Genomic DNA, 24,275 nt, shown 5'->3' on the forward strand with positions numbered 1-24,275 from the left:
TCAGGCCGCTGTTTTCTCGATGGCATCCTCGGCGCGCAGCATGTCGATGGCGCACTGGAAGTCCTCGATGCTTTCGTAGTTCTGGTACACGCTGGCGAAACGCAGATAGGCGACCTCGTCCAGATGACGCAACGGCCCGAGGATAGCCTTGCCCACCTCCTCGGAATCGACCTGCGCCAAGCCGCGGGAGCGCAGATCCTCCTCGACCTGCTGACCGAGGCGCTTGAGGTCCTCCTCGCGGATGGGCCGGCCCTGGCAGGCCTTGCGCACACCGGTGATCACTTTGTTGCGTTCGAAGGGCTCGATGCTGCCCGAGCTTTTTCTGACCAGCAGCATCGTGGTCTCCACCGTGGTGAAGCGCTTCGCGCATACCAGGCACTCACGCCGTCGCCTGATCGAATACCCGTCGTCATTGATGCGGGTGTCGACGACCTTGGTGTCGGGGTTCTGGCAAAAAGGGCAATGCATGTCCCTCACAATAGCGCAACCGCGGCATCATTCGGCGGGGACAACCAGCCTTTGGCCGGCCTCGAGCGCCGCGCCGCCCAGATCGTTGAGCTCGATCAACCGATCGACCGTATCGGACACGTCCCCGTCGCCCGGCGTGATCGACGCGGCATATCCCCACAGGGTGTCGCCGGGCTGGACCGTATAGCTCGACACCGTCTGCGCCCCGGGGGCCGACTGCGCCTGCGACGGCGTGAACACCGCCAGGCCGACCCACATCAACGCCGCCGCCAGCACGGCCACGACGACGCGGCCACGACGGTTCAGCCTCACCCTGTTCCTCCGCACATCCGTGTTCCTCATGGCACTCTCCTTTCGAACGCCTGTTCTATCGAACATCTGTTCTGAGTATGGCACAGATGTTCGACTGACGCAACGCGCCGTGTCGAACATTTGTTTGATTTCACCGATGTTTCACGATATGCTGGTGACAACCGGCCGAAAGGAGCCAACCGTGAGCACGATTCCGTTCACCCCGAAGCGCGAGCCTTCCAAGGCCGACCCGTCCACGCTGACGGACCGTCAGCGCAAGGTGCTGGACGCCATCCGGCTGCATATCGACGAACAGGGCTTCGCCCCCTCCTTCCGTGAGATCGGCGAGGCCGCCGGCCTCAAAAGCCCCTCCTCGGTCAAACATCAGCTCCAGGCCCTGGAGGAAAAGGGCTTCATCCGCATGAATGCGAACAAGGGACGCGCGATCGAGCTGATCGGCGAGGCCGGGGATGCCGCGGCCGGCGGCTCAGGCACGGCCGAAATCCTGCCCTTCCCAGCCAGCCAGCCCAGCGAGTCCATCCTCGAGTCGCACGACGTGCCGCTGGTGGGCCGCATCGCCGCGGGAACGCCGATCACCGCCGAGCAGCATGTGGACGATGTGATGCGCCTGCCCGAACGGCTCACCGGAACCGGCAATCTGTTCATGCTCGAGGTCCATGGCGATTCGATGGTCGACGCGGCGATCTGCGACGGGGATTTCGTGGTCGTGCGCGAGCAGAGCAACGCCGTCAACGGCGACATCGTCGCGGCTCTGCTCGACGACGAGGCCACGGTCAAGACCTTCCGCAAGGAACAGGGCCATATCTGGCTGATGCCCCACAACCCTGCCTACTCCCCCATCGACGGCACCCATGCGCAGATCATGGGCAAGGTCGTCACCGTGCTGCGCAAGATCTGACGTCCGGCACCATCTCAGTCGTGCAGCTGCCCCGCGCTGGGCGTGGTGTATCCCTCGGGCTCCAGCTGGAAGGTGGTGTGCGGCACCGACACCGGGAAATGCTCGCGCAGGCAATCCTGCAGCTGCGCAAGAATGGCCCCCGCCTGCTCCATGTCAAGTCCGCGTTCCACGACGACATGCGCCATGACGACCGGCATGCCCGTGGCGACCGTGCTGGCATGCAGATCATGCACGGCCACCACATGCGGCACGCCCTCCAGATGTTGGCGCACCGCATCCAGATCAAGCCCCTCGGGTGTCTCCTCGAGCAGCACGCGCACCGCGCGCACCAACAGCCTGATCGCGCGCGGAATCATCAGCAGCGCGATCACTCCGCCGGCCACGGCATCGAAGCCCGACCAGCCGGTCGAGAGCATCACCACGGCCGAGATGACCACCGCCACCGATCCGAGCGCATCGTTGAGCACCTCGAGGAAGGCGGCCCGCATATTCATGTTGTCGCCGCGCTGGGCGGACAAGATCGCGATGGAACCGAGGTTGGCAAGCAGGCCAAGCACGCCGAAGCCGAGCAACAAGCCGACCTCGCGCACCCCTCCGTCGGCCCCGCCGAACAGCCGCATGCCCGCCTCGGCCAATGCGTAGACGCCGACCACCAGCAACACCACCGCCCCGCCGGCCGCGGTGATGACCTCAAGGCGCGCCCAACCCCAGGTGCGCCGCCCGCTGGGGCCCCGCCGCATCAGCGCGGCGGTGATCGTCGAGGCGACCAGCACAGAGATATCGGTGAGCATATGCCCCGCATCGACCAGCAACGCCAACGAACCAGTCACGATGGCACCGATGACCTCGGCCACGAACACCGTGCCCGTCAGCCCCATCGTCATCATCAGCCGGCGCTGATGCGCGGCCGCATCCCCGCCTCCGGTCGACACCGCATTATGCGCGTGGTCATGTGCCATGTTCCGCCTCGTTCCCGCGGCCTATCGATACCGCTTCTCAATACCATTGTCGTTTCCGCCCGGATACAACGAAACCCCGGCGCAGGGCCGGGGTTCCAACAAATCCGACGTCACTATAGCACGACTCCTTCCTCCCGCCATTCATCCGCCGTCCCCCGCGGTCCCCGCTCTGCGACGGCACGGCAAAGTCCGGCGGCGCGCGTAGCGTTAGTGGGCGAAACGCAGGGGAACCCCGGGAAGCGCGGAGTTGAGATGGGCCTTGAGGCCCGACCCTTTGAACCTGTTGGCTAAGACCATCGTAGGGAGCAGTGATATGGCGCCAAGCGCATCAAACGCCGGCGAAGCAGCCGAACAACATTCCGTTTCCGATGCGGATCCGATTCGCACCCGCATCGCCGACGCCGTGCACGCGGTTCGCGACACCACGCCGCTGGCGCAATCCTTCACCAATTTCGTGACGATCAACCTCGTCGCCAACGCGCAGCTGGCAGCGGGCGGCACGGCCGCGATGAGCTTTCTGGCCGACGACCTGATGGCCACCGCGCGCATCGCAGGCGCGACCTATGTCAATGTGGGCACGCTGCTGCCGTTCTATGAGCAGGCGCTCGACGAGCTGGCGCATGGATTGGCCGAGGAAGGCCTGCCATGGGTGCTTGACCCGGTGGCCGCCGGCATCGGCGAGACCCGCACCAGGATATTGCGTTCGTTCAGGGATGTCCCGCCGACCATCGTGCGGGGCAACGCCTCCGAGATCATCGCGCTCGACGCGATGTGGGGGCTCAGCAAGAATTTGGGGGACGCTTCGGCGACCAAGGAGATCAAGGGACCGGCCGGCGTGGAATCGACCGATGAGGTGGATTCCGCGCTTGGCGCGGCCGTGCGTCTGGCCCGTCATATGGCCACGCACACACCGGAGGGGAACGCCGCGGTCGCGGTGTCCGGAGCCGTGGATCTGGTCACCGACGGCGAGCATGTGTATCGTCTGCCGGGCGGCAGCGCGATGATGACGAAGATCACCGGCGCGGGCTGCTCGCTGGGCGGGGTGACGGCGACGTATCTGGCCGTCGCGAATCCGCTGACGGCCGCGCTGTCCGCATCGCTGCTCTACAACCGCGCCTCGGAAACCGCCGAGGCCGGCTCGCATGGGCCGGGTTCGTTCCAAGCTGCATTCCTCGACGCCCTGTGGAACACGACGGCCGAGCAAGTGGCCGCCTCCACAATGCTCACCGATTCCGCGACCTACTGACGCATATCACACCAAAGCCATATCGCATTCACCACTGCTGAGGAAATTCCGGGAACCGAACACCGGATCGGAAGGAAACCATGACCGTCACAACCTCCATCGGAACGCATGCCTCCATGCGCCGCCGCTTCGACGTCTCCGCATATTTCGTGGTGGGACCCGCCGACTGCAAGGGCCGTCCCGTCACCGACGTGGTGGCGGCCGCGCTTGACGGCGGCGCGACCTTCGTGCAGCTGAGGGCCAAGGGAGCGGACGCCGCGGACATCACCGCGATGGCCGCCGACATCGCGCGCGTCATCGACGGGCGCGGCAAGGCCGACGACGTGGCCTTCGTGATAGACGACCGCGTGGATGCGGTCTGGCAGGCCCGCCGCATGGGCATCAAGGTCGATGGCGTGCATATCGGCCAGACCGATATGGATCCCGAGCAGGCGCGCGCCCTGCTCGGCCCCGATGCCATCATCGGCCTGTCCGCGAACACCGCGGAACTGTTCGATATCATCGAACGCCTGCCCCGTGATATGATCGACTACATCGGCGCCGGAGCCGTGCACCCGACCGCCTCGAAGCCAGAGGCGACGCTCATCGAGAAGGCCGCGGACGACCACGAATCCATCAAAGCCATCGACCGACTGGCCAAGGCCAGTGAATATCCGGTGGTGGCCGGCGGCGGCGTCAAGCTCGCCGACATCGCGCCTTTGGCCGCCACGGAAGCCGCAGGCTGGTTCGTCATCTCCGCAATCGCCGGCGCCGACGATCCCGAGGCGGCCACCCGTGAGCTGGTGGAGGCCTGGCGCGCGGCGCGTGGGAACCGGCGGCATGGATATGCCTCCGCCGGCGCAGCCGACGCCGCCGATGCCGCCGATGCCGCCGACGCACAGGGCAGGGAGACCCTGCCCGGCGTGCTGGCCGTCTCCGGCTCGGATTCGTCCGGCGGAGCGGGCCAGCAGGCCGATCTGAAAACCATGCTGGCCAACGGTGTGTTCGGCATGAGCGCCATCACCGCGCTGACCGCGCAGAACACGCTGGGCGTGCGCTCCGTGCAGGAGACCGAGCCGAATATCCTGGCCGATCAGATCGATGCGGTGTTCGAGGACATCCCGCCGGTTGCCGTCAAGATCGGCATGGTCTCCTCCACTGCCCTGATCGACGTGATCGTCGACCGCCTGACCGCCCACCATGCCTCGAATGTGGTCGTCGATCCCGTGATGGTCGCCACCTCGGGCGCCCGGCTCATCTCCGACGACGCCATCGGCGCCCTGACCGAGCGCCTGTTCCCGCTGGCCACGGTCATCACGCCGAACGCGCCCGAAACCGAGGTGCTGCTCGATCTGGTGCGCGGGCAGGCCGCCGAGGTCGATTCCGGTGCCTGGCACGAGAACAGCGCGCCGGCCACGGTCAACTCCCCCGCCGATATGGAGTCCGCGGGGCTTGAGATCGCGCGGCATTACGGCTGCGCGGTGCTGGTCAAGGGTGGCCACGGCCGCAACGACGCCAACGATGTGTTGGCGGAGCCGGATGGCACGATCACCTGGTTCGAGGGCGAGCGCGTCGACAATCCGAACACGCACGGCACCGGCTGCACGCTGAGCTCCGCCATCGCCTCGAATCTGGCCAAGGGCGAGCCCCTGGCCGATGCGATCCGTCTTGCCAAGGCATATCTGACCGGAGCACTGTCGGCGCAGCTGGATCTCGGACAGGGATCCGGTCCGATGGACCACGCGTGGCGCTGGCGCTAACGCCTCCTGTCGTCCTGAGCATGGCATGCCATCGACCCCACCCCGTCATCCTAAACGTCCCCGTCATCCTGAGCGGAGCGCGAAGCGTGGAGTCGAAGGATCTCAAAGCAAGCCAGAGATTCTTCGACTCGCTGCGCTCGCTCAGAATGACATCTGTAATGTAAAGGAACCAATATGACCGAACTCGACCGCAACGCCCTGAAGCAGGAAGTGCCCGTCGACCCCGAAACCGGCAAGCCCTATATCAATACGCTGGCGGCGGTGGCGATCAGCCCGGCCGGCGGCAGCCCGGAGAAATCCGCCGAGGTCTCGCAATGCGTGAAGGTGATCCGCGAATCCGGCCTGCCATGCGAGACGAACGCGATGTTCACCAATATCGAGGGAGACCTTGACGAAGTGCTGCGCGTGGTGGCCGAGGCCACCCGCAAACTCGCCGAACAGGGCATGCGCACCGATGTGGTGATGCGGCTCGACATCCGCCCCGGGTTCACCGGTCAGATCAAGGCCAAGCAGGCCCTGGTCGACGATATCCTCGCCGAATAAACGTATTCCCATATCAGCGAAGCGGAATGGATGCCATCTTGGCGTGCATTCCGCTTCGTTGTATTCTGGGAATCATCCGAATCACGGCAAAGGAGCCGATTATGAAGCGGTCTCGACACCATTCCACAAAGCTCCGTCTGCTGACGGCGGCCATCGTCGTGGCGGCGGCAATCGTCGCAAGCATGTTCTGCGCCTGGTGGTTCATATGGCGCGACACCCGCCCCAAGGCCATCCCGGCCACAGAGGCGACCATCGCCGCGCTTACGATCGACGCGGCTGACCTCGGCGCGAACGGTGCCGTCAATGACGGAACGATCCTATCCTTTCCCTACGCTTCGGCCGCATTATTCCTTGAAGAAGGCATGGCGGACGGGCAGGGCAATGCGAACTATTCCCCCGCCTCCCTATGGCTGGCGCTGGCCATCGCCGCACACGGCGCGGACGGCCAGACGCGCGAACAACTGGACGAAACACTGGGGTTGGCCGGATTGACCGATGAGGATTACCGATCGCTGTTTCAATCGATTAACGGCCGTTATGGCGACGCGAAATCGCGGATGTCCACGGCCAATTCGCTGTGGTTGAATCAGGAGCGGGCCAAGCCGTTGCAATCGTTCGTCGACGCCGCCAGGCAAACGTTTGACGCGCAGGTGAAGTCGGAGACCTACGATGCGCAGACACCGAAGCGCATGAGTCAATGGATCTCCCGGCACACCGAGGGCATGCTCAAACCGGAGATCAAGGTCTCCCCCAACGAGGTGATGTCGATTATCGGCACCGTGTATGCGGATGGCGCGTGGAGCAGCCCATTCAACCCGAATCACACCCTCGAAAACACGTTCCGCGGCACCGCCGGCAAGTCCCAGGTCATGTTCATGAACCAGTACTTTGATTCGCTGACCTATCTGCGCGACGCCGAGGCGGGCTGGCAGCGCGCGGACATCCCCTTCGACAATGGCGGCGCCCTGCGCATCGTTTTGCCGGACGCCGAACGGTTCGACGACATCTCCGAGGATGCCGAGGCCCTGCGCGATGCCTTCGAAACCGACCCCGACAAAGCACTCGCATCCAGCGAAACGGAGGCCTTTCCTCCCGTGCAGATGCTGCTGCCGCGCTTTTCGATCGACAGTTCCTTCGCCAGTGACCAAATGAAGGAGGCGTTGCGCAGCCTGGGTATCACCGACGCATTCGAGGTGGGCGCGGCCGATTTCTCGCAGATGGGCACCAGCCAAAGCGGCGAGCCGCTGTTCATCGGTTCGGTGGTGCAGGGAACGCGCATCGAGGTGAACGAACATGGCGCCAAGGCCGCGGCGTTCTCCAAGGTCGATATGGAGGTCACCGGCGCGCCCGAGATCCCCGACGACCTGGTGGAGTTCACCGTGGACCGTCCGTTCCTCTACTCACTGGTCACGCCCGACGGCATACCGCTGTTCCTCGGCGCCGTGCGCAATCTATAAGGCCCAGGGGGCGCCGCAGGCCATATCAAGGAAAGTTTGCGAACGCCCGCCCCACGTGTATCGTTTGACGCATGGTGACGATGAAGGAAATCGCCCGGGAAACGGGCGTGTCGGTGTCGACGGTGTCGTTGGTGCTGAACCATCGGGACGAGGGACGGGTGAACCCCACGGTCGCGGCGCGGGTGAGGCATGCGGCCGAACGGATGGGATATCACTTCAATCCGATGGCCCGCTCCCTGAGGACGAAACGCACGCGTATGCTCGGATTCGTCTCCGAGGACGTCGCCACCACGCCCTACGCCGGCGGCATCATCGCGGGCGCGCAGCAGGCATGCCGACGCCTCGGATATCTGATGATATGTGTGAACAGCAACGGCGGGGATGGCGAGATCGCCGCGCTGAAGCGCTACGGCGTGGACGGGCTGATGTATGCGATGATGTCGAACCGAGCCGCATCGGTGCCCGACGCCCTCTCGGAGCTGCCGCTGGTGCTGGTCGACGCCACGGATGCCGACGGACACGTCCCCGGCGTCGTTCCGGATGAGTTCCGCATCGGATTCGACGCCACGAGGCGTCTGCTCGACGCGGGATGCGAGCGCATCGCCTATGTTGGTTCCCCCGGTCCGATGGTCGCGCAATCCGGTCGTTTGGCCGGATACCACGCCGCGCTGGAGGAGGCCGGCCGCGTTTTCGACGAGCGTCTGGCCATCGAGGTCTCGAACAACGCACCGGCGCTCGACGCCGTCGCATCGCTGTTCGATGGCCCGCGCCCGGATGGATTCTTCTGCTTCAACGACGCGCGAGCCTGGTATGTCTATGAATGCGCGGCGCGCCGTGGATTGGCCGTCGGCCGCGACATATCGGTGGTCGGCGTGGACAACCACCGCGTGCTTGCGGAGACGTTTGTCCCGGAACTGACGACCGTGGAGCTGCCGCATGTCGAGATGGGATATTGGGCCGCATGCCGCCTGATACGGGACATCGAGGGCGGATTGCCCGACGGCTTCGCCATGCCGGACGCCACCGCCGAGCTGCCCGATCTCGACGCTTCCCCGCACGCGACGATCCACTGCGCGCTGATCGAGAAGCAATCGGTGCGCGGCTGACCGGGGCCATTCCCAACGCGTCCATCGATTAGTTCCAGCCCACTCCCGGCTCCAGCACGGCGTGCGGTGACCACGCCGCCGCTATATCGATACCCTCACATCAATCGTTTGACGTAAATCGATTGACGACCTATAATCATCCATATGATGCGCCATCCCACGGCGCGCAGGAACAAACACAAAGGACCTTCAATGACGAACGGATTCACCCCCACCCTCACCCCGATCAAGGACCACGCCGCGGAGCTCGCCAAGGCCGAGGCCGGCGTCGCCGAGCTCGCCGCCCGGCGCAACGACCGCTGGTATCCGAAATTCCACATCGCCTCGAACGGCGGCTGGATCAACGACCCGAACGGCCTGTGCTTCTACCGGGGCCGTTGGCACGTCTTCTATCAGCTGCACCCCTATGGCACCCAGTGGGGACCGATGCACTGGGGCCACGTCTCCTCCGCCGATATGGTCACCTGGCGCCGCGAGCCGATCATGTTCGCGCCGTCCCTGAAGGAAGAGAAGGACGGCGTGTTCTCCGGCTCCGCGGTCATCGGCGACGATGACAAACTGCGCTTCTACTACACCGGCCACCGCTACCCCGTCGACGAGAACGGCGTCGGGCACGACTGGCAGGTGCAGATGCTCGCCACCCCGGACAACAATGAGCTGACCAGCGCCACCAAGCGCGGCATGATCGTCGACTGCCCGCGCGAGAAGGTCGACTCGCACTTCCGCGACCCGAAGGTGTGGAAGACCGGCAACACCTGGTACATGACCTTCGGCGTGTGCTCGGCCGAGCGCCGCGGACAGATGTGGCTCTACTCCTCCGACGACATGGTCGAATGGCGTTTCGAGCGCGTGCTCTTCGAGCACCCGGACCCGGATGTGTGGATGCTCGAATGCCCCGACTTCTTCCCGATTCAAGACGCCAAGGGCAACGAGAAATGGGTCATCGGCTTCTCCGCCATGGGATCGAAGCCGCACGGATTCATGAACCGCAACGTGAACAACGCCGGCTACATGATCGGCACGTGGGAGCCGGGCGGCGAGTTCCGGCCCGAAACCGAGTTCCGTCTGTGGGATTGCGGGCATAACTTCTACGCGCCGCAGTCCTTCACCGCCGCCGACGGCCGCCAGATCATGTATGGATGGATGAGCCCGTTCGTCGAGCCCATCCCGATGCAGGACGACGGCTGGTGCGGCAACATGACGCTGCCGCGCGTCATCACGCTGGGTGAGGACGGCGACCTGCACACCGCTCCGGCCGCCGAGATCGAGGGGCTGCGCGAGGATACGCGTGATTTTGGCACCGTGGAACTGGGCGTCAACGGCGATCTGGTCATCGACGAGGATGCCGAGGCCGTGGAGATCGAGATGACGATCGACCTCGCCACATCCACCGCCGAGCGTGCTTCGCTGCATGTGCACGAGACCCAGGACGGAGCCTTCACCGCCATCGCCTACGACGATCAGATCGGCCGCGTCGTCATCGACCGCGCCGCCGCCGCGCAGGGCGACCGTGGCTACCGCGCCGCGCCGCTGAACGACGAGGAGCTCGCCTCCGGCAAGCTCGAGCTGCGCGTGTTCGTGGACCGCGGCTGCGTCGAGGTCTACGTCAACGACGCACGCCAGGCCATGAGCTCCTACTCCTACCCCTCCGACGGCCCGCGCGCCATCCGCCTCGTCGCCGAATCCGGCACGCTCAAGATCGACTCGCTCAAGCTCCACACCCTCAGGTCCATCGGGCTGGAGTAAGAGCGTCTGACTGGGAAAGCCCCGAAACCCAAGTTTCAACCCAAAGGCCGGCCCTTACGGGTCGGCCTTTCTCTCTCCGCCTCCCAACCGCCCGCCTCCGCCGCTATAATGAGCCCCGACCCATTCAACAAGGCCGGCAGGCGCGCGGGCTCCTCACCTTACCGCACCACGCCCCGGCCATATGCGCCGAACAAGCCCCGGCGCGGAAGGCAAGGTGAACGATGGACTCCCCCACGCTCGGCTCACGATTCGCACGCACTCTGAAGCGCCGCATTCCCACACTGATCGCCGCGGTATTGCTGCTGGCCATATGGGAGGCATGGGTGCGAATCGGCCACGTGCCATCGACGATGATCTCCGCCCCCTCGCAGATCGTCGAAGCGACCATCGACACATGGCCGACGCTGGGACCCGCCACGGCCGTCACCGCCTTCGAAGGCGTCATCGGATTCCTGTTCGCCATCGCCGCCGGCGTGCTCATCGGCATCGCCCTGTATTGCTGGCGCACGTTCAACGCGGCCTTCTATCCGCTGCTCGCCGCCGCGCAGACGCTGCCGCTGATTTCGATCGCGCCTCTGTTCCTCATCTGGTTCGGCTTCGAGGTATCCGGCAAAATCGTCATCGTGGCGATCTTCGGCCTCTTCCCGATCGCCGTGCAGACCTTCCGTGGCTTGCAGGCCGTCCCGCCGTTCTACTCGGATGTGGCGCTGACCTGCGGCGCGACCCGCGCCTGGACCCTGTGGCATGTCAAGCTGCGCGTCGCCGCCCGCCAAGTCTTCTCCGGCATCCGCGTGTCGGCCGCCTATGTGTTCGCCACCGCCTCCACGGCCGAATATCTCGGCGCGCGCAAAGGCCTCGGCATCTGGCTGCAGGCCGCCTACAACTCCTTCCGCACGCCGCTGATCTTCTCGGCCACCATCGTCATCATCGCCATGACCTGCGTGGTCATGCTGGCCGTCAACGCCGCCGAACGTCTGTTGCTCGGCCCCGCCTCCGACGAAGAGGACCCCGACGCCGATCAGTGAGAGTGGGCTGGATAGCGGTCGTGCCGAACCCTCGCTATCGCTCATTCATCTCGTTTACGGTTTTGCGCCGGTTTCATTTACGGTTTTACACCGTTTTCGTTTATGATTTTCCACCACTTTGACTATCGATTTTCCACCCGGCCACGGCTGCTCCTATACTGGGCAGCGTTTGGCCGGCGTGTGGCAAACCGACGTTCCCCGATTCTTCATAGGGGCGCGGTCGGGGGCGCCGGCATCAGCGGAATGTGAAGAGGCCCTCGCGGCCGTTCTCTGCCGTTTCCGCTGCATTCATATCCCAGAGGACGGCTGTCGTCGCGCATGCGGCGGCTCTCGAGAAGCATTAGGGAGTCTCATCATATGAAGAACCATCTGTTCACCAAAGCCATCGCATTGGTGGGCGCGCTTGCCATGGCGGCGTCGCTGGCGGCCTGCGGACAGGGGAACACCGCCGATTCCTCGAACACCGAAGGCCTCAAAAAAGTCACCTTCATGCTGTCGTGGGCGCCTGACACGAACCATATCGGCGTCTATGTCGCCAAGAACAAGGGCTGGTATCAGAAGGCGGGCCTCGACGTGGACATCGTCGCCGTCGCGCAGACCGGTGCCGACCAGGCCGTGAACAACGGCGTCGCCGACTTCGCCCTCTCCGGCATGACGAATGTGGGCCTCTACCGGGTCAAGGGCGCCGACAACGTCTCCATCCTGCAGGTGCAGCAGAAGCCGAGCGCGATCTGGTGCTCGCTCGCCTCGAACACGGCGATCAAGTCTCCGAAGGATTTCGACGGCAAGACCTTCGCGACCTTCGGCTCGAGCGAAACCGACACCGTGATTCGCCGTATGATCCAGACCGACGGCGGCAAGGGCGATTTCGACAAGGTGACGGTCGGCACCTCGACCTTCCAGACGCTGTCCAGCGGCAAAGCCGATTTCGGCGGTTTCTACGCGACCTGGGAGGGCGTGCAGGCCGATATCTACGGCCCCAAGCTCAACTGCTGGACCGAGCCGGACTACGGCGTGCCCGGCAACGCCGACGCCATCGACGTGATCACCAGCGGCAGGCTCATCAAGAAGGATCCGGACACTGTGCGCAAGTTCACGCAGGCCACGCAGCGCGGCTACGAATACGCATACTCGCATCCCGACGCCGCCGCCGACATCCTCGTCGAGGAGGCGCCGGATGCGAACCTCGAGAAGAAGTTCGTCCGCCGCAGCATGCAGGTCATCGTCGACGGCCAGTATTGGGGCGACCCCGCCAAGATCAAGGACGGTTCCTTCACGCTGGGCACCAACGACACCGTGGAGACGCAGAAGTACTTCGACTTCATCGCCGCTGGCGGCGCCTACACGGACGCCGAGGGCAAGGTGGTCAAGCAGGCGCCGAAGGCCACGGATCTCGTCACCAACGAGTTCCTGAAGAAGAACTGAGCGGAGCCTTTTCGGGGGAATACGGGACCGCCGGGTTGGGGAACCGGGGACGGCGGTCCGGACTTACCCAATATCAAGGCGGGGTCGTGCACGCAGCGCGACCCCGTCCCTTTTGTTTGCATACATATGAATATGGCTGCCTTGCCTCAGCTCCCCGTGCCCTGTCACGCATGCCGGCGCATTGGGCAGCGCGGCGGTTTCCCCAAGCGTACGAAAATACGCATACCAACGAAGGTCATGCGGAAAAACGTACTTCTACAGCCGCTCAGCGTACGATTTTCCGCATGACCACCGTCAGCCTGCGTATAAACGTACCCTTGCAACCGCTCAGCGTACGGTTTCCCGCATGACCACCATCAGCCTGCGTATAAACGTACCCTTGCAACCGCTCAGCGTACGGTTTCCCGCATAGCGACCGTCAGCCTGCGCATAAACGTACTCCTACGGCCGCTCAGCGTACGGTTTTTCGCATGACTACCGTCGGTATGCGAAGAAACGTACTTCTAGGACCACCTCAACGTACGGTTTTCCGCATGAGCTTCGTTGGGATGCGGAAAACCGTACTCATGGCGTGCGGCGGGATGGCTGGCGGCCGACCGGGGACAAGCAACTTACCGGCTCTTCACGCCTCCGAACCGACGGTCGCGGTGGATGTAGTGGTCGATCGAGCGCCACAGGACATCGCGGCCGCAGTCGGGGAAAAGCTCGGGCACGAAATCCAGCTCGGCATAGGCGGCCTCCCACGGCAGGAAGTTGCTGGTGCGCTGCTCGCCGGAGGTGCGGATCACCAAATCGCAGTCCGGGATATCGGGGTTGTAGAGGTGTTCGGCGATCATCTTCTCGGTCACACGATCTCCGGAGATCCGCCCGTCGCGCACCTCGCGCGCGATGGCGGCGGCGGCATCGGCGATCTCGGCCCGCCCGCCGTAGTTGATGCAGAACACCACGTCGATGACCTTGTTGCGCTTGGTGCGCTCCATCGCCGATTCAAGCTCGTCGATCACCGACTTCCACAGGCGCGGCCGTCTGCCGGACCAGCGCACGCGCACGCCCCATTCGTCCATCTGCGCCACGCGGCGACGGATGATATCGCGGGAGAATCCCATGAGGAACCGCACCTCGGACGGCGAGCGCTTCCAGTTCTCGGTCGAGAAGGTGTAGAGCGACAGATACCGCACGCCCGCCTCGATGGCGCCGGCGATGGTGTCGAAGACCACCGGCTCGGCGGCCTGATGCCCGTCGGTGCGCACCAGCCCGCGGTTCTGGGCCCAGCGCCCGTTGCCATCCATGATGACGCCCACATGACGGGGCACCTTGTCCTTGGGGAAGTCGGGGATGCGCGCTGGGTCGGAGAAGGGGGCCGCCGGAACGCTCAGGGAGGTGTAGTCGACGTGTTCGAAAGCCATATCCACCAATCTACCAAGTGGACGCAACCCCGCCGCATCAGTTTTCCGGCGTTTGCTTTACGGCTCGGTCAACAGCCGCAACGAGCGTAGCGGGCGTTCGAGATAGTATTCGCCCCAGTCCTCGACGAGCCGCTCGGCATCCGGTTCGAGCACGTGGCCGTCGAGAGCCACCCAATCGCCTTCGACCAGCGCGGCGAGCTGGCCCAGGGCCACGGCGGACACGGGACATGCCTCGGGCGTGTGGTCCTTGGCGCACATGAGACCGCCGGCCGGCATCGACAGATAGGTCTTCTCCCCCGCGGCCGGCCGACGACCGCATACGACGCAGGCGGACAGTCGAGGCGTCCAGCCGGCCGCCGCCAACGCGCGCATCACATACGAGGCGCCGACGGCATGCGGATCGTGTGCTCGGCGGGCGAGCGCGGCGAGCGCGGCGACGAGGAGCCGGTATTGCGCCGGCATGCGTTCCCCCTCGGCGCCGACGAGTTTGTCAACGGTTTCGACGATGACATTGGCCGCCGCATATGCCTCGTAATCCGCCGATATGGGACCGGCATAGGCGGCGATGGACTCGGCCTGGGATATCACGTCGAGCGAGCGGCCGGAGGCGATGAGCAGGTCGGCGCGCATGAAGGGTTCGAGTCGTCCGCCGAAGCGCGATTTGGTTTTCCGCACGCCTTTTGCGACGGCGCGCACCTTGCCATGGTCACGCGTCAGCAGCGTGATGATGCGGTCGGCTTCGCCGAGTTTGACGGTTCTGAGCACCACGCCTTCGTCTCGATACAAGGGCATGACTTCATTATGCAACGCGCGGCGCCGACGTTGGCGTGGACGGCGGTATCGAAGCCGACATCCGCGTGACGAAGATAAACGGAGGACGACAGCCGACGAACAATGGCATTCGCACGACGAAAACGGGCGGCGCAAAACAGGCAATGGACGGCCGACGACGAGCAGCCGGACGGCAATCGCCGCGCATTCAGTACACGAACAATCCCCAGAACGCGAACACCAGCAGCACAGAGAACATCGCGAAGGCCGTGGTCCAGAACAGCACGCGCGCCAGACGGGTCGAGGCAAGCACCGGTTCGACGCCGGTGATGATGTCGCGGATCGCGCCGCGGCTCGGCGGCCAGCGCACGATGCCGCGCTGCGAGGCGACCTCGATCAGCCGCCCGAGCACACGCGACCACGCCCAGACGACCAACGTGCACACGATCTGGATGACCGGCCAGCTCCACCACATGACGCCCGGGTCCTCGGCGGGCGCCGCGCCCCACGCAAGATGCACCACACCCATGATGACCTGCCCCAGTCCCGCGGCGAAGATGATCATCGTGGCCAGCGTCGCCAGCGTCAGCGTGAGCAGCACGCCGCCGAAACCATGCGCGAAGCCGAGCGCCGGCCCGCGCCGGTCACTCCCGCCGAGGCGATCGCGTCGGCCAAGCCGCCAGCGAATCGCGCGGACCAGCGCGACCAGTCCCACGACCATCGCCGCAACCAGCGACATCACCATCATCAGATGCACGCCCAGTCCGTAGATCGTGCCGGCGCGGCTGGCCTTGAGATGCCGGGGCACTGCGATCGACTGGTAGATCGTCGCGCCGCCGACCCGTTCGCTGGTCTGTTCGAGCCCGCGCGAGGTACCCACGGCCCAGTCGATCATGTCATCCACATAGGCATCGGCGAAGGGTGTGCCTGTCTCGGCCTCGTCTCCAAGCCGCAGCACGTGATTGGCGATCGGATAGCTGCGTATCGTCACGTCCCGGTTGCCGGCGCGGTGCGCCTCATGCACCATCGCCTCCGCGCCCTCGACCTGCGCGGTCATCACATCTTTGGAACCGTAGGCGATGAAGGTCGGGATCGAGTAGGTCGAGGGCTTGAGCACCGATACGTCGAAGTTCGTCAGTCCGAATAGGTCGGAGTCGACGTTGAACAGGCGGCGGACGATCGACTGGTAGCCGTCGTGCGCGCCGACGAGCGCGAAATCCTGCGAGATGAAGAAGCCGAGCGCCTGCCGGGGCGAATACACCATCGGCGACAGGAGGATCTGGAAGGCCACGTCGGGGTCGTGTTCGAGCAGATAGCCGCTGATCCACGTCGATTCGGAGGTGGCGTATATGCCGACCTTGGCCGGGTCCACGTCGCCGCGCGCCCGCAGCAGGTCGATGGCCTGGTCATAGGCGAGCGCGGAGGCGGGATAGTCGCGCGTCAGATCGTTGGTGGACCAGACAGGTTTGTCGATGACGGCCGTGACGAAGCCGGCGGAGGCCATCGCCGTGGCCACGTCGCCGAAGGAGTTCTCGGCGGTGCCATATCCCGCGCCGTGCATGAACACGACGCCGGGACGGGCGTCGGGCGCGCCCACGGGTTCGCGGATGATGACGCCGAGCGTCTCCATCTCGCCGGTCGAGGGACGTTCCGCATCGATGGTGGCGCGCGTTTCCTTGACCTCGTATGTGCCGTTGCCCGGCAGCGTCGTGCCGGCGGGCGCGGCGAAGGTGACGACCGTGTCGGGGGTGAGCGTTTCGATGGTCTGTCCGGTGGGTTCGTTGTCCCATTGGACGGTAGTGAGATTCGATATGGTGACCAGCAGCCCCATCAGCATGATGAATATGGGCAGGCTGACCGCCAGCCGTCGCCCGCGTCCCCATGGCCGCTGACGCCCGGCGACGTCCCCCACCCCACGCTCCGTCTGCTGTTCCATCCTCCTCATCCTATCCAATCCTCTTGTCGCCGACCAACGCAAGGCTCGCTATTCCAACAACCAATCGATGAGATTGCGGCCTTGGATGCCGTTGCGGGAATAGGGAAAATCGTCCAGGCTCAGCACGGTTTTGGGCCAATGATCATGCACGGCCTCCAGCGAGCCGAATTCGCGTTCCCATGTCGCCGGGTCCATGGCGCTCACCGTCACCTGCCAATAACTCGTGTTCCCATCCTTCCGCGCGATGAAATCGATTTCGCAATCGCCGACTTTACCGACGCTGACCTGCCAGCCGCGTCGAATCAGTTCCATATACACGATGCCTTCGATGACCTGATCGATGCCGGCGGCGTTGTCAAAACCCAACGCCTGTCTCAGCCCAGGATCGGTGACATAGTATTTCTCCGAGAACGCGAGCACACGTTTGCCCGCCGTGTCCTCCCGCTGCGCGCGATGAATCAGATACGCCTGCTCCGCGGCCTTGAGATGATTGGCGACGGTTTCCTGCGTGGTGCGCCGACGCTGGCTTTTCAGATACGCGGCGATGCTGCCTGGAGTGAGGATATGCCCCTCCTCGCCGATCGCATACGCGACGATTCGCTCGAGCATATCGACGTCACGGATGGCATTGCGACGAACCACGTCTTTGAGCAGAATGGTCGCGTTGAGATCCGTGAGATATTGCAATGTCGCGCGCTGGTTGAACCCCAGCTCATGCTGGAACGGAAAGCCGCCTTGGATGACATAGGCACGGAAAACGTCACGCTTGTCGACGCCGGGATGCTCCGCTTGATAGGCGGGAAGGAATTCGGCGAAGGAAAGCGGATGGACGGGGATGGTCACATAGCGGCCGGTGATATACGTCGCCAGATCGCTGGAAAGGATATGGGCGTTGGATCCGGTGACGTAGATATCGGCGTCGTAATCGACCATGAACGAGCGCAGCGCTCGCTCCCAGCCATCGATTTCCTGGATTTCGTCGAGGAACAGGCGGATCGGATGCGCGGCATCGACATGGCCGCGCACGTATGCCGTGAGATCATCGCGAGTGGAGATGCCCGCCATGTCATCGGATTCAAAGCACAGATGCAGGATATTGGACGGCGGAATGTCGTCGGCGGGCAGACGGTCACGCAGCATGGTCAGCAATGTCGATTTTCCGCAGCGCCGCACACCGGTGAGCACCTTGATCACGTTCGTTCCGACGAACGGCTCTATTGCCTTGAAATATGCAGGGCGATCAATCATGCGCCAGTCCCCGTCCCAACAGTTAAACAGTTGCGGTTATAGCCATAACTATATCAGAAATTATATATAGTTACGGCTATGACTGGTGATTTCCGGGAAAGAACCGTCACCACCTATCATCGGTACGACGATAGACGCCGCCTACGCATGGTTGGGGTGTTGGATCGGCACCACGACGGGGCCGGTGGCGGCGAGGGGCGCGCCAGAGGCCTGTCCCTCGGCCTCCATCCGGGCGGCGATGGCCTGGGCGCGGGTGAGCAGCGTCTCGACGATCCGGTCCTCGGGCACGGTCTGCACGACCTTGCCATGTTCGATGATCTGGCCCTTGCCGTTGCCGGAGGCAACGCCGAGGTCGGCCTCGCGCGCCTCGCCGGGCCCGTTGACGACGCAGCCCATGACCGCCACGCGGATCGGGGCTGTGACGTCCTTCAGGCCTTCGGTCACTTCCTTCGCCAGTTCGATCACATCGACCTGCGCGCGCCCGCAGCTTGGGCAGGAGATGATGTCGAATTTGCGCGGGCGCAGGCCCATGTATTCCAAAAGCTTGGCACCGACTTTGACCTCCTCGACCGGCGGCGCGGACAGCGAGACGCGGATGGTGTCGCCGATGCCCTCGGCCAGCAGCGCGCCGAAGGCCAGGCAAGTCTTGATGGTCCCCTGCCAGGCCGGGCCGGCCTCGGTGACGCCGAGGTGCAGCGGCCAGTCGCCCTTCGTGGCGAGCAGACGATAGGTCTCGACCATCGTGATCACATCGTGGTGCTTGACCGAGATCTTGAAGTCATGGAAGCCCACGTCCTCGAACATCCGCGCCTCCTTGAGCGCGGAGGCGACCAGCGCCTCGGGGGTAGGGCCGCCGAAGCGCTCGTAGATCTCCTTGTCGAGCGAACCGGCGTTGACGCCGATGCGCAGGGAGATCCCCGCGTCGGTGGCGGCCTTGCAGATCGCGGGCCCGACCTCGTCGAATTTGCGGATGTTGCCGGGGTTGACGCGCACGGCCGCGCAGCCGGCGTCGATGGCGGCGAACACATATCGGCTCTGGAAATGGATGTCGGCGATCACCGGGATCGGTGATTTGGCGCAGATGATCGGCAGCGCGTCGGCGTCGTCCTGGCTGGGCACGGCCACGCGCACGATATCGCAACCGGCGGCGGCCAGCTCGGCGATCTGCCCCAGGGTGGCGTTGATGTCGGCCGTGTTCGTGTTGGTCATCGACTGCACGGAGATCGGCGCGCCGCCGCCCACCGGCACCGGCCCGACCATGATGCGGCGCGACTTGCGGCGCGGATGCAGCGGGGATTCGCTGATATCGGCGTCACCGGTTTTCCGGAAGGGCTTGTTCGCGGCGTTCTCGGGCATTCGACTCTCCTTACCGTCATTCGCGGCATTCCACAGCGCGCGCCGTCATCCCACCCAGACGCGGGGATGGCGGCGTGCGGAGCATCACGGGCGGCCCAACGACCCACAGGGCGCCCATCCGGATCGATTCACTTCCTCCGGTCTATCAGATCGTCGGCGCGGCGGCGGGCCTCGGCCTCGACCTGCCCCATTTCCTCCACGTCGGCGAAGAGCGGCGCGCCGCGTAGTTCGGCGTCCATCTCGTCGATGACCTCGCGCACGATGTCCACGATGCCGAGATACGGCAGGCGCCGGTCGAGGAAGGCGCCCACGGCCTGCTCGTTGGCCGCGTTGAGCACGGCCGTGTGTTTCTCGGAGGCCGCGAGGCAGTGACGCGCCAGGGACACGGCGGGGAAGGCCTCGTCGTCAAGCGGTTCGAAGGTCCAGGTCGCCGCCTTGGTCCAGTCGCAGGCGGCCGCGACGTTCGTCATGCGGTCGGGCGCGGACAGACCGAGCGCGATCGGCAGCCGCATGTCGGGCGGCGAGGCCTGCGCGATGGTCGCGCCGTCGACGAACTCGACCATCGAATGCACGATGGACTGGGGATGCACGGTCACGTCGATGCGTTCGGGCGGAATGTCGAACAGGCGCGAGGCCTCGATGACCTCCAGCCCCTTGTTCATCAGGGTCGAGGAGTTGATCGTGACGACCGGCCCCATGTTCCACGTCGGATGGTTCAGGGCCTGCTCGGGCGTGATGTCGGCCATATCGGCGCGCGTCATGCCGCGGAACGGGCCGCCGGAGGCCGTGACGACGAGCCGGGCGACCTCGCCGCGCGCGCCGGAGCGCAGGGACTGCCAGATGGCCGAATGCTCGGAGTCGACGGGGTTGATCTGCTCGTCGCGAGTCTGAGCGCCGAAAAGCAGATGTCCGCCGGCGACGACGGATTCCTTGTTGGCCAGGGCGAGCTGGGAGCCGGCCTTGAGCGCCGCGATCGAGGGCTCGAGACCAATCGATCCGGTGATGCCGTTGAGCACGACGGCCGCGCCGGAGCCGGCCATCGAGACGACGGCATCGGGGCCGGCCTGCACCTGGGTGTGCCGCGCGCCGGCCCGGTCGAGGGCATCGCGCAGCGCGCCGGCAAGCGAGGCGTCGGGGACGGCGACCTGCGGCACGTTGAACCGCGCCGCCTGACGGGCGAGCAGGTCGAGATGCGCGCCGCCGGCCGCCAGTCCGGTGACGGTGAAGCGTTCGGGATGGCGGGATATGACGTCCAGTCCCTGGGTGCCGATGGAACCGGTGGACCCGAGGATGACGACGGTGGAGTTGGAGATCACTGTTCCTTCTTTTCGTCCGTGCCGTCGGCGGCCCCGTTGTCGGCGAAACGCGTCGGGAAGGCCAGGTCCGGGATGTCGACGTTGAAACGAGATTCGCCCAGCAGCGACGGGAAGTCGTCGTCGATCTGCGGCAGGCTCGGCGTTTCGAGCCTGGGCATATTCGCCTCGGAGGGCGCTGAGACGACGGGCATCTCCTGGGAGACCGCGGCCATATGGGCGAGCGCCGCCAGCGAGGAGTCCGCCGGCTCGTGGGCGACTGATTCGGAGGCCGGGGCGGGGGACGCGACCGGCTCAGGCGTCGCAGACGGCGCCGGCGCGGCGGACAGGTCGGGAACCCGGGCCGGCGACTGCGGCACGGGTGTCGGCGACACAGGCGTCGTCGGCGCGGCGGGTTCGCGCACCGGAACCGGGGTCACCGGCGTGGACGCCCGGCGCACCGGCTTGGCGATCGGCGCGAAGGATGGCGCCGATGCGCTGGAGGCGGCGAAGATGGCGCGCTCGGCCTGATGGAGTTCGTCGAAGGTCTCGGCCATGGGCTCGCCCGCGAAGCCGGCGGCGGCCGGGGCCTGTCCGGCGGAAGCGGGCGGCATGTCGATGATCGCCGTCGTTTCCGATGCGGCGGGGGGATTCGCCAGGGGCGCGGCGGATGGCGCGGGCGATGACGTTCCGGCATCCTCCTGCCCATCCCCGGCGAACGAGGGCACGGAGGCGAGGTCCGGCGAAGGAGAGCCCGACGGATCGGACAGATAGTCGCGCACGCGTCCATATGATTCCAGACGGCTCAACAGACGCACGCAGGCGTTGAGGAAGAAGTCGACCTGACGCTCGTCATATCCCTTCGCGCCCTTGCGCTGTGTGAACACGGCGTTGGCGACGGCGGCGGCATCGAGATCCGACAGATCGCTCACGTCCTCGAGCCCGATGCCGTCGACCCCGAGCACGGAGGCGGCCTTGTCGGCGATCTGGGCGACGAGGCGGTCCACCTGCCTGCGGTCATAGGACGGGCGCCTGCGCACGCCGGGGGCGAAACGCTGCCCCTCGGCGCGGTCGACATGGTCGACGACCAGACGGTAGAGCGCCTCGGTGTCCGCCTTCCAAGCCACGCGCCCCTTGCGCGAGATCTCCCATGTCGTCTGCTTGTCGACGACGGCGCGCTCGAGTCGCTGCAACGCGGCGTCGACCTGGGCGATCTCGTATCCGCCCTTGGCGCAGTCGAAGGACGCCTCCTGGATGTCACGCTGATTGAGCTGCGCGCCCTCGCCCTCGTAGAGCCGGTGCGCCTGTTCGAGGAAGGCGTCCACCTGTTCGACGTCATATCCCCACGCGCGCTTGCCGACGCGCGCGATGCCGGTCGAGCCCGCCTGAGAGCGCGCGTCCGCGGTTTCCTGTGCCATTGTCCGTACCTCCCCGAACACGATGCGTATCCCTACCTTACGTGGGGTTTGGGACGCTCCGGACGCGCGCGGACGCCGCGCGTGGACCTGGGCACACGGTATGGTGGTGCCTCGCGGGCGATTAGCTCAGTCGGCTAGAGCGCCACCTTTACACGGTGGATGTCGGGGGTTCGAGCCCCTCATCGCCCACTTTCGAAAACGTTGGAATTCCAACGTTTTCACCCCACAGAAACGGCCTTGGACACCGTTCTGCCCACATTTTGCCCACATTCCTTCGGCTTCTCGGCGAGCTCCACGCTCGCGTCGATCAGCGCCGCCACGTCGTCGAGATCGCCGTCGAAGAGATCCGCGTACACATCGAGGGTCATCGCCGCCGACGCGTGTCCGAGCATCCTTTGCAGGGCCTTGACGTTCGCGCCGCAGTGGACGGCGATGCTCGCAGCGGTGTGTCGCAGGTCGTGGGGCGAGAGCATCGGCAGTCCGGCGCGCCGAAGCGCCGACGGCCACCACGTGCGGTTGCCTTTGCCCTCCGACGCTGACTGGAAGCGCAGGGGCTGGCCCGACGGGTCGAGGAACACGCGCTCGCCGGACCCTTTTTCCAAGGTGACCTCGCGCAACGCGTCGGCTACGACACGCGGCATGGGCACGTCGCGCACCTCGTGGTTCTTGGGAGTGGTCTCCACCTTGTGCCCAGTGCGCCCGGTGACGTTGCTGTCGATATGGAGCCTGCCGTGTGCGAAATCGACGTCCCGCACGTGCAGTCCGCTCGCCTCGCCCCATCGGATGCCGCACAGGCCGAGGACGAGCACCAGCGCGCGGCGCTCGCGGGGAATCGCCGTGGCATGTCCGGCCTCGTCTGCGAAGCGCAGCAGCTGCCCTATGGTCAGGTATACGCGCCGTTCCTTGCGCTTGCGGCGCTTGGGGAGGATGATTCCGTCGGTTGGCGCCGTGGCGACGAGCCTGTCCCTGACGGCCATGTCGCAGATACTCTTGAGCAGGGCGTAGGCCTTGATGGTGGTGCTGGCCGACCTGCGGGCGGCTATGCCGCTGACCCATAGCTGGACCTCCGGTCGTTCGATGCCGTTGATCCTGCGGTCCGCCCATTGCGGGGCGACGTGTGTGCGCCATGTGCGCTCGTCTGTCTCGAGAGTGGACTGCTTGACCAGCGGACGACGCACGAGCATCCACCTCTCGTACAGTTCGCCGATGGTCGCCTTGCCAGCCTGCGGGTCGATGTAGCTGCCGGTGGCCTTGGCGATGGTGACGTGCTCGGCCGCCCAGTCCTCCGCGTCCTTCTTGCGCTTGAAGCCGCGCTTGTCGGTCTGCGAACCGTCCGGCTTCCTGTAGCGCACACGCCAGCGCACGCCGGCCTTCGTGTCATACGACTTGATGTTCGCCATGCGCGCCTCCTAGAGAACTAGCGCAAAAGATAGATCATCGGACATCAGGCGACATGAGTCCTGCGACGTAAAGCGGAATGCGGTCGACGCTATAGATATCATGTTCGATTTCAGACGAGCCGAGCATGGAATCGCGAAGCTCATCCCTAAGACGCTCTTTCTTTTTCTCGCCGTCGAGATAACCGTAGATTCCGATGACCGCAAGTACGATAACGGTGATCACAATCACCACAACGGCGCCGATGTTCTGCGCCTTCACTGCCTTTTTCTCAGATTTATTCAGCTTTTCCGAAATGGCCGGGGCCGCCGCGAGATAGATCTGCTGAGCTATCGAATCGTCCTCGATTCGAACCATGCTTCCATCGCCTTTCGGCACTATGGATACCAAAGCGTCTTTCCCATCGATTCTCACGGTCAATTCCATCATGACCTCACTTGTGGATACGAGGCAATTCGCCGAGGAAGCCCATTCGACCAAACCGTCGTAGGTCTCCTCGACAGGCCGTGCGAAATACTTCTCCATA

21 protein-coding genes, 1 tRNA gene and 1 pseudogene are annotated in these 24,275 nt (G+C 65.0%); 11 read left to right on the forward strand and 12 right to left on the reverse strand.

Annotated elements, in window-relative coordinates:
* On the reverse strand, window positions 1–468 hold the full coding sequence (gene nrdR / locus AC1AUD_RS03495) for a transcriptional regulator NrdR (protein WP_476572125.1): 468 nt from the start codon (window positions 466–468) through the stop codon (window positions 1–3).
* A gap of 27 nt (window positions 469–495) precedes the next feature.
* Window positions 496–810 (reverse strand): LysM peptidoglycan-binding domain-containing protein, encoded by a 315-nt coding sequence (locus tag AC1AUD_RS03500; protein ID WP_476572127.1) that lies wholly within the window; start codon window positions 808–810, stop codon window positions 496–498.
* A gap of 151 nt (window positions 811–961) precedes the next feature.
* Here AC1AUD_RS03500 and lexA point away from each other — a divergent pair, with 151 nt between their 5' ends.
* Window positions 962–1,678 carry a transcriptional repressor LexA gene (gene lexA / locus AC1AUD_RS03505; RefSeq protein ID WP_476572129.1) on the forward strand — a complete coding sequence of 239 codons (717 nt, stop codon included), beginning with the start codon at window positions 962–964 and terminating at the stop codon, window positions 1,676–1,678.
* 14 nt (window positions 1,679–1,692) lie between these two features.
* Here lexA and AC1AUD_RS03510 read toward each other — a convergent pair whose 3' ends face one another.
* Complete coding sequence (locus tag AC1AUD_RS03510) at window positions 1,693–2,637, reverse strand: cation diffusion facilitator family transporter (protein ID WP_476572131.1); 945 nt, start codon at window positions 2,635–2,637, stop codon at window positions 1,693–1,695.
* Between the two features lie 313 nt (window positions 2,638–2,950).
* On the opposite strand from AC1AUD_RS03510, the gene thiM reads away from it, so the two are divergent.
* The 9 genes and pseudogenes from thiM (at window position 2,951) to AC1AUD_RS03555 (ending at window position 12,924) form a co-directional block, all read left to right on the forward strand.
* Window positions 2,951–3,883, forward strand: coding sequence for a hydroxyethylthiazole kinase (gene thiM, locus AC1AUD_RS03515; RefSeq protein WP_476572133.1), 933 nt, complete (start codon window positions 2,951–2,953; stop codon window positions 3,881–3,883).
* A gap of 116 nt (window positions 3,884–3,999) precedes the next feature.
* Window positions 4,000–4,614 (forward strand): annotated as a pseudogene (locus AC1AUD_RS03520) (thiamine phosphate synthase); the annotation flags it as partial.
* 162 nt (window positions 4,615–4,776) lie between these two features.
* The gene (gene thiD, locus AC1AUD_RS03525) at window positions 4,777–5,622 is read left to right on the forward strand and encodes a bifunctional hydroxymethylpyrimidine kinase/phosphomethylpyrimidine kinase (protein WP_476572569.1); all 846 of its coding nucleotides are present in this window, start codon (window positions 4,777–4,779) and stop codon (window positions 5,620–5,622) included.
* A gap of 174 nt (window positions 5,623–5,796) precedes the next feature.
* The gene (locus tag AC1AUD_RS03530; RefSeq protein WP_476572135.1) at window positions 5,797–6,165 is read left to right on the forward strand and encodes a thiamine-binding protein; all 369 of its coding nucleotides are present in this window, start codon (window positions 5,797–5,799) and stop codon (window positions 6,163–6,165) included.
* 101 nt (window positions 6,166–6,266) lie between these two features.
* Window positions 6,267–7,622, forward strand: a complete 1,356-nt coding sequence (locus tag AC1AUD_RS03535; protein ID WP_476572137.1) for a serpin family protein — start codon at window positions 6,267–6,269, stop codon at window positions 7,620–7,622.
* 71 nt (window positions 7,623–7,693) lie between these two features.
* A complete protein-coding gene (locus tag AC1AUD_RS03540; RefSeq protein ID WP_476572139.1) occupies window positions 7,694–8,728 on the forward strand; it encodes a LacI family DNA-binding transcriptional regulator in 1,035 nt (344 codons plus the stop codon).
* 192 nt (window positions 8,729–8,920) lie between these two features.
* Window positions 8,921–10,474, forward strand: coding sequence for a glycoside hydrolase family 32 protein (locus AC1AUD_RS03545; protein ID WP_476572141.1), 1,554 nt, complete (start codon window positions 8,921–8,923; stop codon window positions 10,472–10,474).
* A gap of 221 nt (window positions 10,475–10,695) precedes the next feature.
* Window positions 10,696–11,499: an ABC transporter permease gene (locus tag AC1AUD_RS03550; RefSeq protein ID WP_476572143.1), complete on the forward strand. Its 804-nt coding sequence runs from the start codon at window positions 10,696–10,698 to the stop codon at window positions 11,497–11,499.
* Between the two features lie 357 nt (window positions 11,500–11,856).
* Window positions 11,857–12,924: an ABC transporter substrate-binding protein gene (locus AC1AUD_RS03555; protein WP_476572145.1), complete on the forward strand. Its 1,068-nt coding sequence runs from the start codon at window positions 11,857–11,859 to the stop codon at window positions 12,922–12,924.
* Between the two features lie 611 nt (window positions 12,925–13,535).
* Here AC1AUD_RS03555 and AC1AUD_RS03560 read toward each other — a convergent pair.
* The 7 genes from AC1AUD_RS03560 to AC1AUD_RS03590 form a co-directional block, all read right to left on the reverse strand.
* Window positions 13,536–14,330, reverse strand: a complete 795-nt coding sequence (locus AC1AUD_RS03560) for an isoprenyl transferase (RefSeq protein ID WP_476572147.1) — start codon at window positions 14,328–14,330, stop codon at window positions 13,536–13,538.
* Window positions 14,331–14,387: 57 nt separating this feature from the next.
* Window positions 14,388–15,122: a DNA repair protein RecO gene (gene recO / locus AC1AUD_RS03565; RefSeq protein WP_476572149.1), complete on the reverse strand. Its 735-nt coding sequence runs from the start codon at window positions 15,120–15,122 to the stop codon at window positions 14,388–14,390.
* Between the two features lie 187 nt (window positions 15,123–15,309).
* The gene (locus tag AC1AUD_RS03570; protein WP_476572151.1) at window positions 15,310–17,037 is read right to left on the reverse strand and encodes an alpha/beta hydrolase family protein; all 1,728 of its coding nucleotides are present in this window, start codon (window positions 17,035–17,037) and stop codon (window positions 15,310–15,312) included.
* 48 nt (window positions 17,038–17,085) lie between these two features.
* Complete coding sequence (locus AC1AUD_RS03575; RefSeq protein WP_476572153.1) at window positions 17,086–18,285, reverse strand: ATP-binding protein; 1,200 nt, start codon at window positions 18,283–18,285, stop codon at window positions 17,086–17,088.
* A 141-nt stretch (window positions 18,286–18,426) separates the two neighbouring features.
* On the reverse strand, window positions 18,427–19,641 hold the full coding sequence (gene ispG, locus AC1AUD_RS03580; protein ID WP_476572155.1) for a flavodoxin-dependent (E)-4-hydroxy-3-methylbut-2-enyl-diphosphate synthase: 1,215 nt from the start codon (window positions 19,639–19,641) through the stop codon (window positions 18,427–18,429).
* Window positions 19,642–19,769: 128 nt separating this feature from the next.
* The gene (gene dxr / locus AC1AUD_RS03585) at window positions 19,770–20,954 is read right to left on the reverse strand and encodes a 1-deoxy-D-xylulose-5-phosphate reductoisomerase (RefSeq protein WP_476572571.1); all 1,185 of its coding nucleotides are present in this window, start codon (window positions 20,952–20,954) and stop codon (window positions 19,770–19,772) included.
* Entirely contained in the window at window positions 20,954–22,351 is a 1,398-nt protein-coding gene (locus tag AC1AUD_RS03590; protein ID WP_476572157.1) for a DivIVA domain-containing protein, read from the reverse strand. The genes dxr and AC1AUD_RS03590 overlap by 1 nt, the downstream gene beginning before the upstream one ends.
* 115 nt (window positions 22,352–22,466) lie before the next feature.
* On the opposite strand from AC1AUD_RS03590, the gene AC1AUD_RS03595 reads away from it, so the two are divergent.
* A tRNA-Val gene (locus AC1AUD_RS03595) sits at window positions 22,467–22,540 on the forward strand.
* Window positions 22,541–22,569: 29 nt separating this feature from the next.
* Here AC1AUD_RS03595 and AC1AUD_RS03600 read toward each other — a convergent pair.
* Together AC1AUD_RS03600 and AC1AUD_RS03605 are read right to left on the reverse strand one after the other, a co-directional pair.
* Complete coding sequence (locus tag AC1AUD_RS03600) at window positions 22,570–23,751, reverse strand: tyrosine-type recombinase/integrase (protein WP_476572159.1); 1,182 nt, start codon at window positions 23,749–23,751, stop codon at window positions 22,570–22,572.
* Window positions 23,752–23,785: 34 nt separating this feature from the next.
* A complete protein-coding gene (locus tag AC1AUD_RS03605; protein ID WP_476572161.1) occupies window positions 23,786–24,274 on the reverse strand; it encodes a hypothetical protein in 489 nt (162 codons plus the stop codon).
* Window position 24,275: the final 1 nt, after the last annotated feature.

The sequence above is a fragment of the Bifidobacterium sp. LH_730 genome (assembly GCF_056355835.1).

Bases quoted from the DNA above. Each gene is read 5' to 3' on its own strand.
- ispG (WP_476572155.1), bottom strand. From the start codon at position 19,641: ATGCCCGAGAACGCCGCGAACAAGCCCTTCCGGAAAACCGGTGACGCC.
- AC1AUD_RS03510 (WP_476572131.1), bottom strand. From the start codon at position 2,637: ATGGCACATGACCACGCGCATAATGCGGTGTCGACCGGAGGCGGGGAT.
- AC1AUD_RS03590 (WP_476572157.1), bottom strand. From the start codon at position 22,351: ATGGCACAGGAAACCGCGGACGCGCGCTCTCAGGCGGGCTCGACCGGC.
- AC1AUD_RS03605 (WP_476572161.1), bottom strand. From the start codon at position 24,274: ATGGAGAAGTATTTCGCACGGCCTGTCGAGGAGACCTACGACGGTTTG.
- thiM (WP_476572133.1), top strand. From the start codon at position 2,951: ATGGCGCCAAGCGCATCAAACGCCGGCGAAGCAGCCGAACAACATTCC.
- recO (WP_476572149.1), bottom strand. From the start codon at position 15,122: ATGCCCTTGTATCGAGACGAAGGCGTGGTGCTCAGAACCGTCAAACTC.
- AC1AUD_RS03540 (WP_476572139.1), top strand. From the start codon at position 7,694: ATGGTGACGATGAAGGAAATCGCCCGGGAAACGGGCGTGTCGGTGTCG.
- AC1AUD_RS03575 (WP_476572153.1), bottom strand. From the start codon at position 18,285: ATGATTGATCGCCCTGCATATTTCAAGGCAATAGAGCCGTTCGTCGGA.
- AC1AUD_RS03600 (WP_476572159.1), bottom strand. From the start codon at position 23,751: ATGGCGAACATCAAGTCGTATGACACGAAGGCCGGCGTGCGCTGGCGT.
- AC1AUD_RS03550 (WP_476572143.1), top strand. From the start codon at position 10,696: ATGGACTCCCCCACGCTCGGCTCACGATTCGCACGCACTCTGAAGCGC.
- AC1AUD_RS03570 (WP_476572151.1), bottom strand. From the start codon at position 17,037: ATGGAACAGCAGACGGAGCGTGGGGTGGGGGACGTCGCCGGGCGTCAG.
- AC1AUD_RS03545 (WP_476572141.1), top strand. From the start codon at position 8,921: ATGACGAACGGATTCACCCCCACCCTCACCCCGATCAAGGACCACGCC.
- AC1AUD_RS03500 (WP_476572127.1), bottom strand. From the start codon at position 810: ATGAGGAACACGGATGTGCGGAGGAACAGGGTGAGGCTGAACCGTCGT.
- AC1AUD_RS03535 (WP_476572137.1), top strand. From the start codon at position 6,267: ATGAAGCGGTCTCGACACCATTCCACAAAGCTCCGTCTGCTGACGGCG.
- AC1AUD_RS03560 (WP_476572147.1), bottom strand. From the start codon at position 14,330: ATGGCTTTCGAACACGTCGACTACACCTCCCTGAGCGTTCCGGCGGCC.
- nrdR (WP_476572125.1), bottom strand. From the start codon at position 468: ATGCATTGCCCTTTTTGCCAGAACCCCGACACCAAGGTCGTCGACACC.
- AC1AUD_RS03555 (WP_476572145.1), top strand. From the start codon at position 11,857: ATGAAGAACCATCTGTTCACCAAAGCCATCGCATTGGTGGGCGCGCTT.
- AC1AUD_RS03530 (WP_476572135.1), top strand. From the start codon at position 5,797: ATGACCGAACTCGACCGCAACGCCCTGAAGCAGGAAGTGCCCGTCGAC.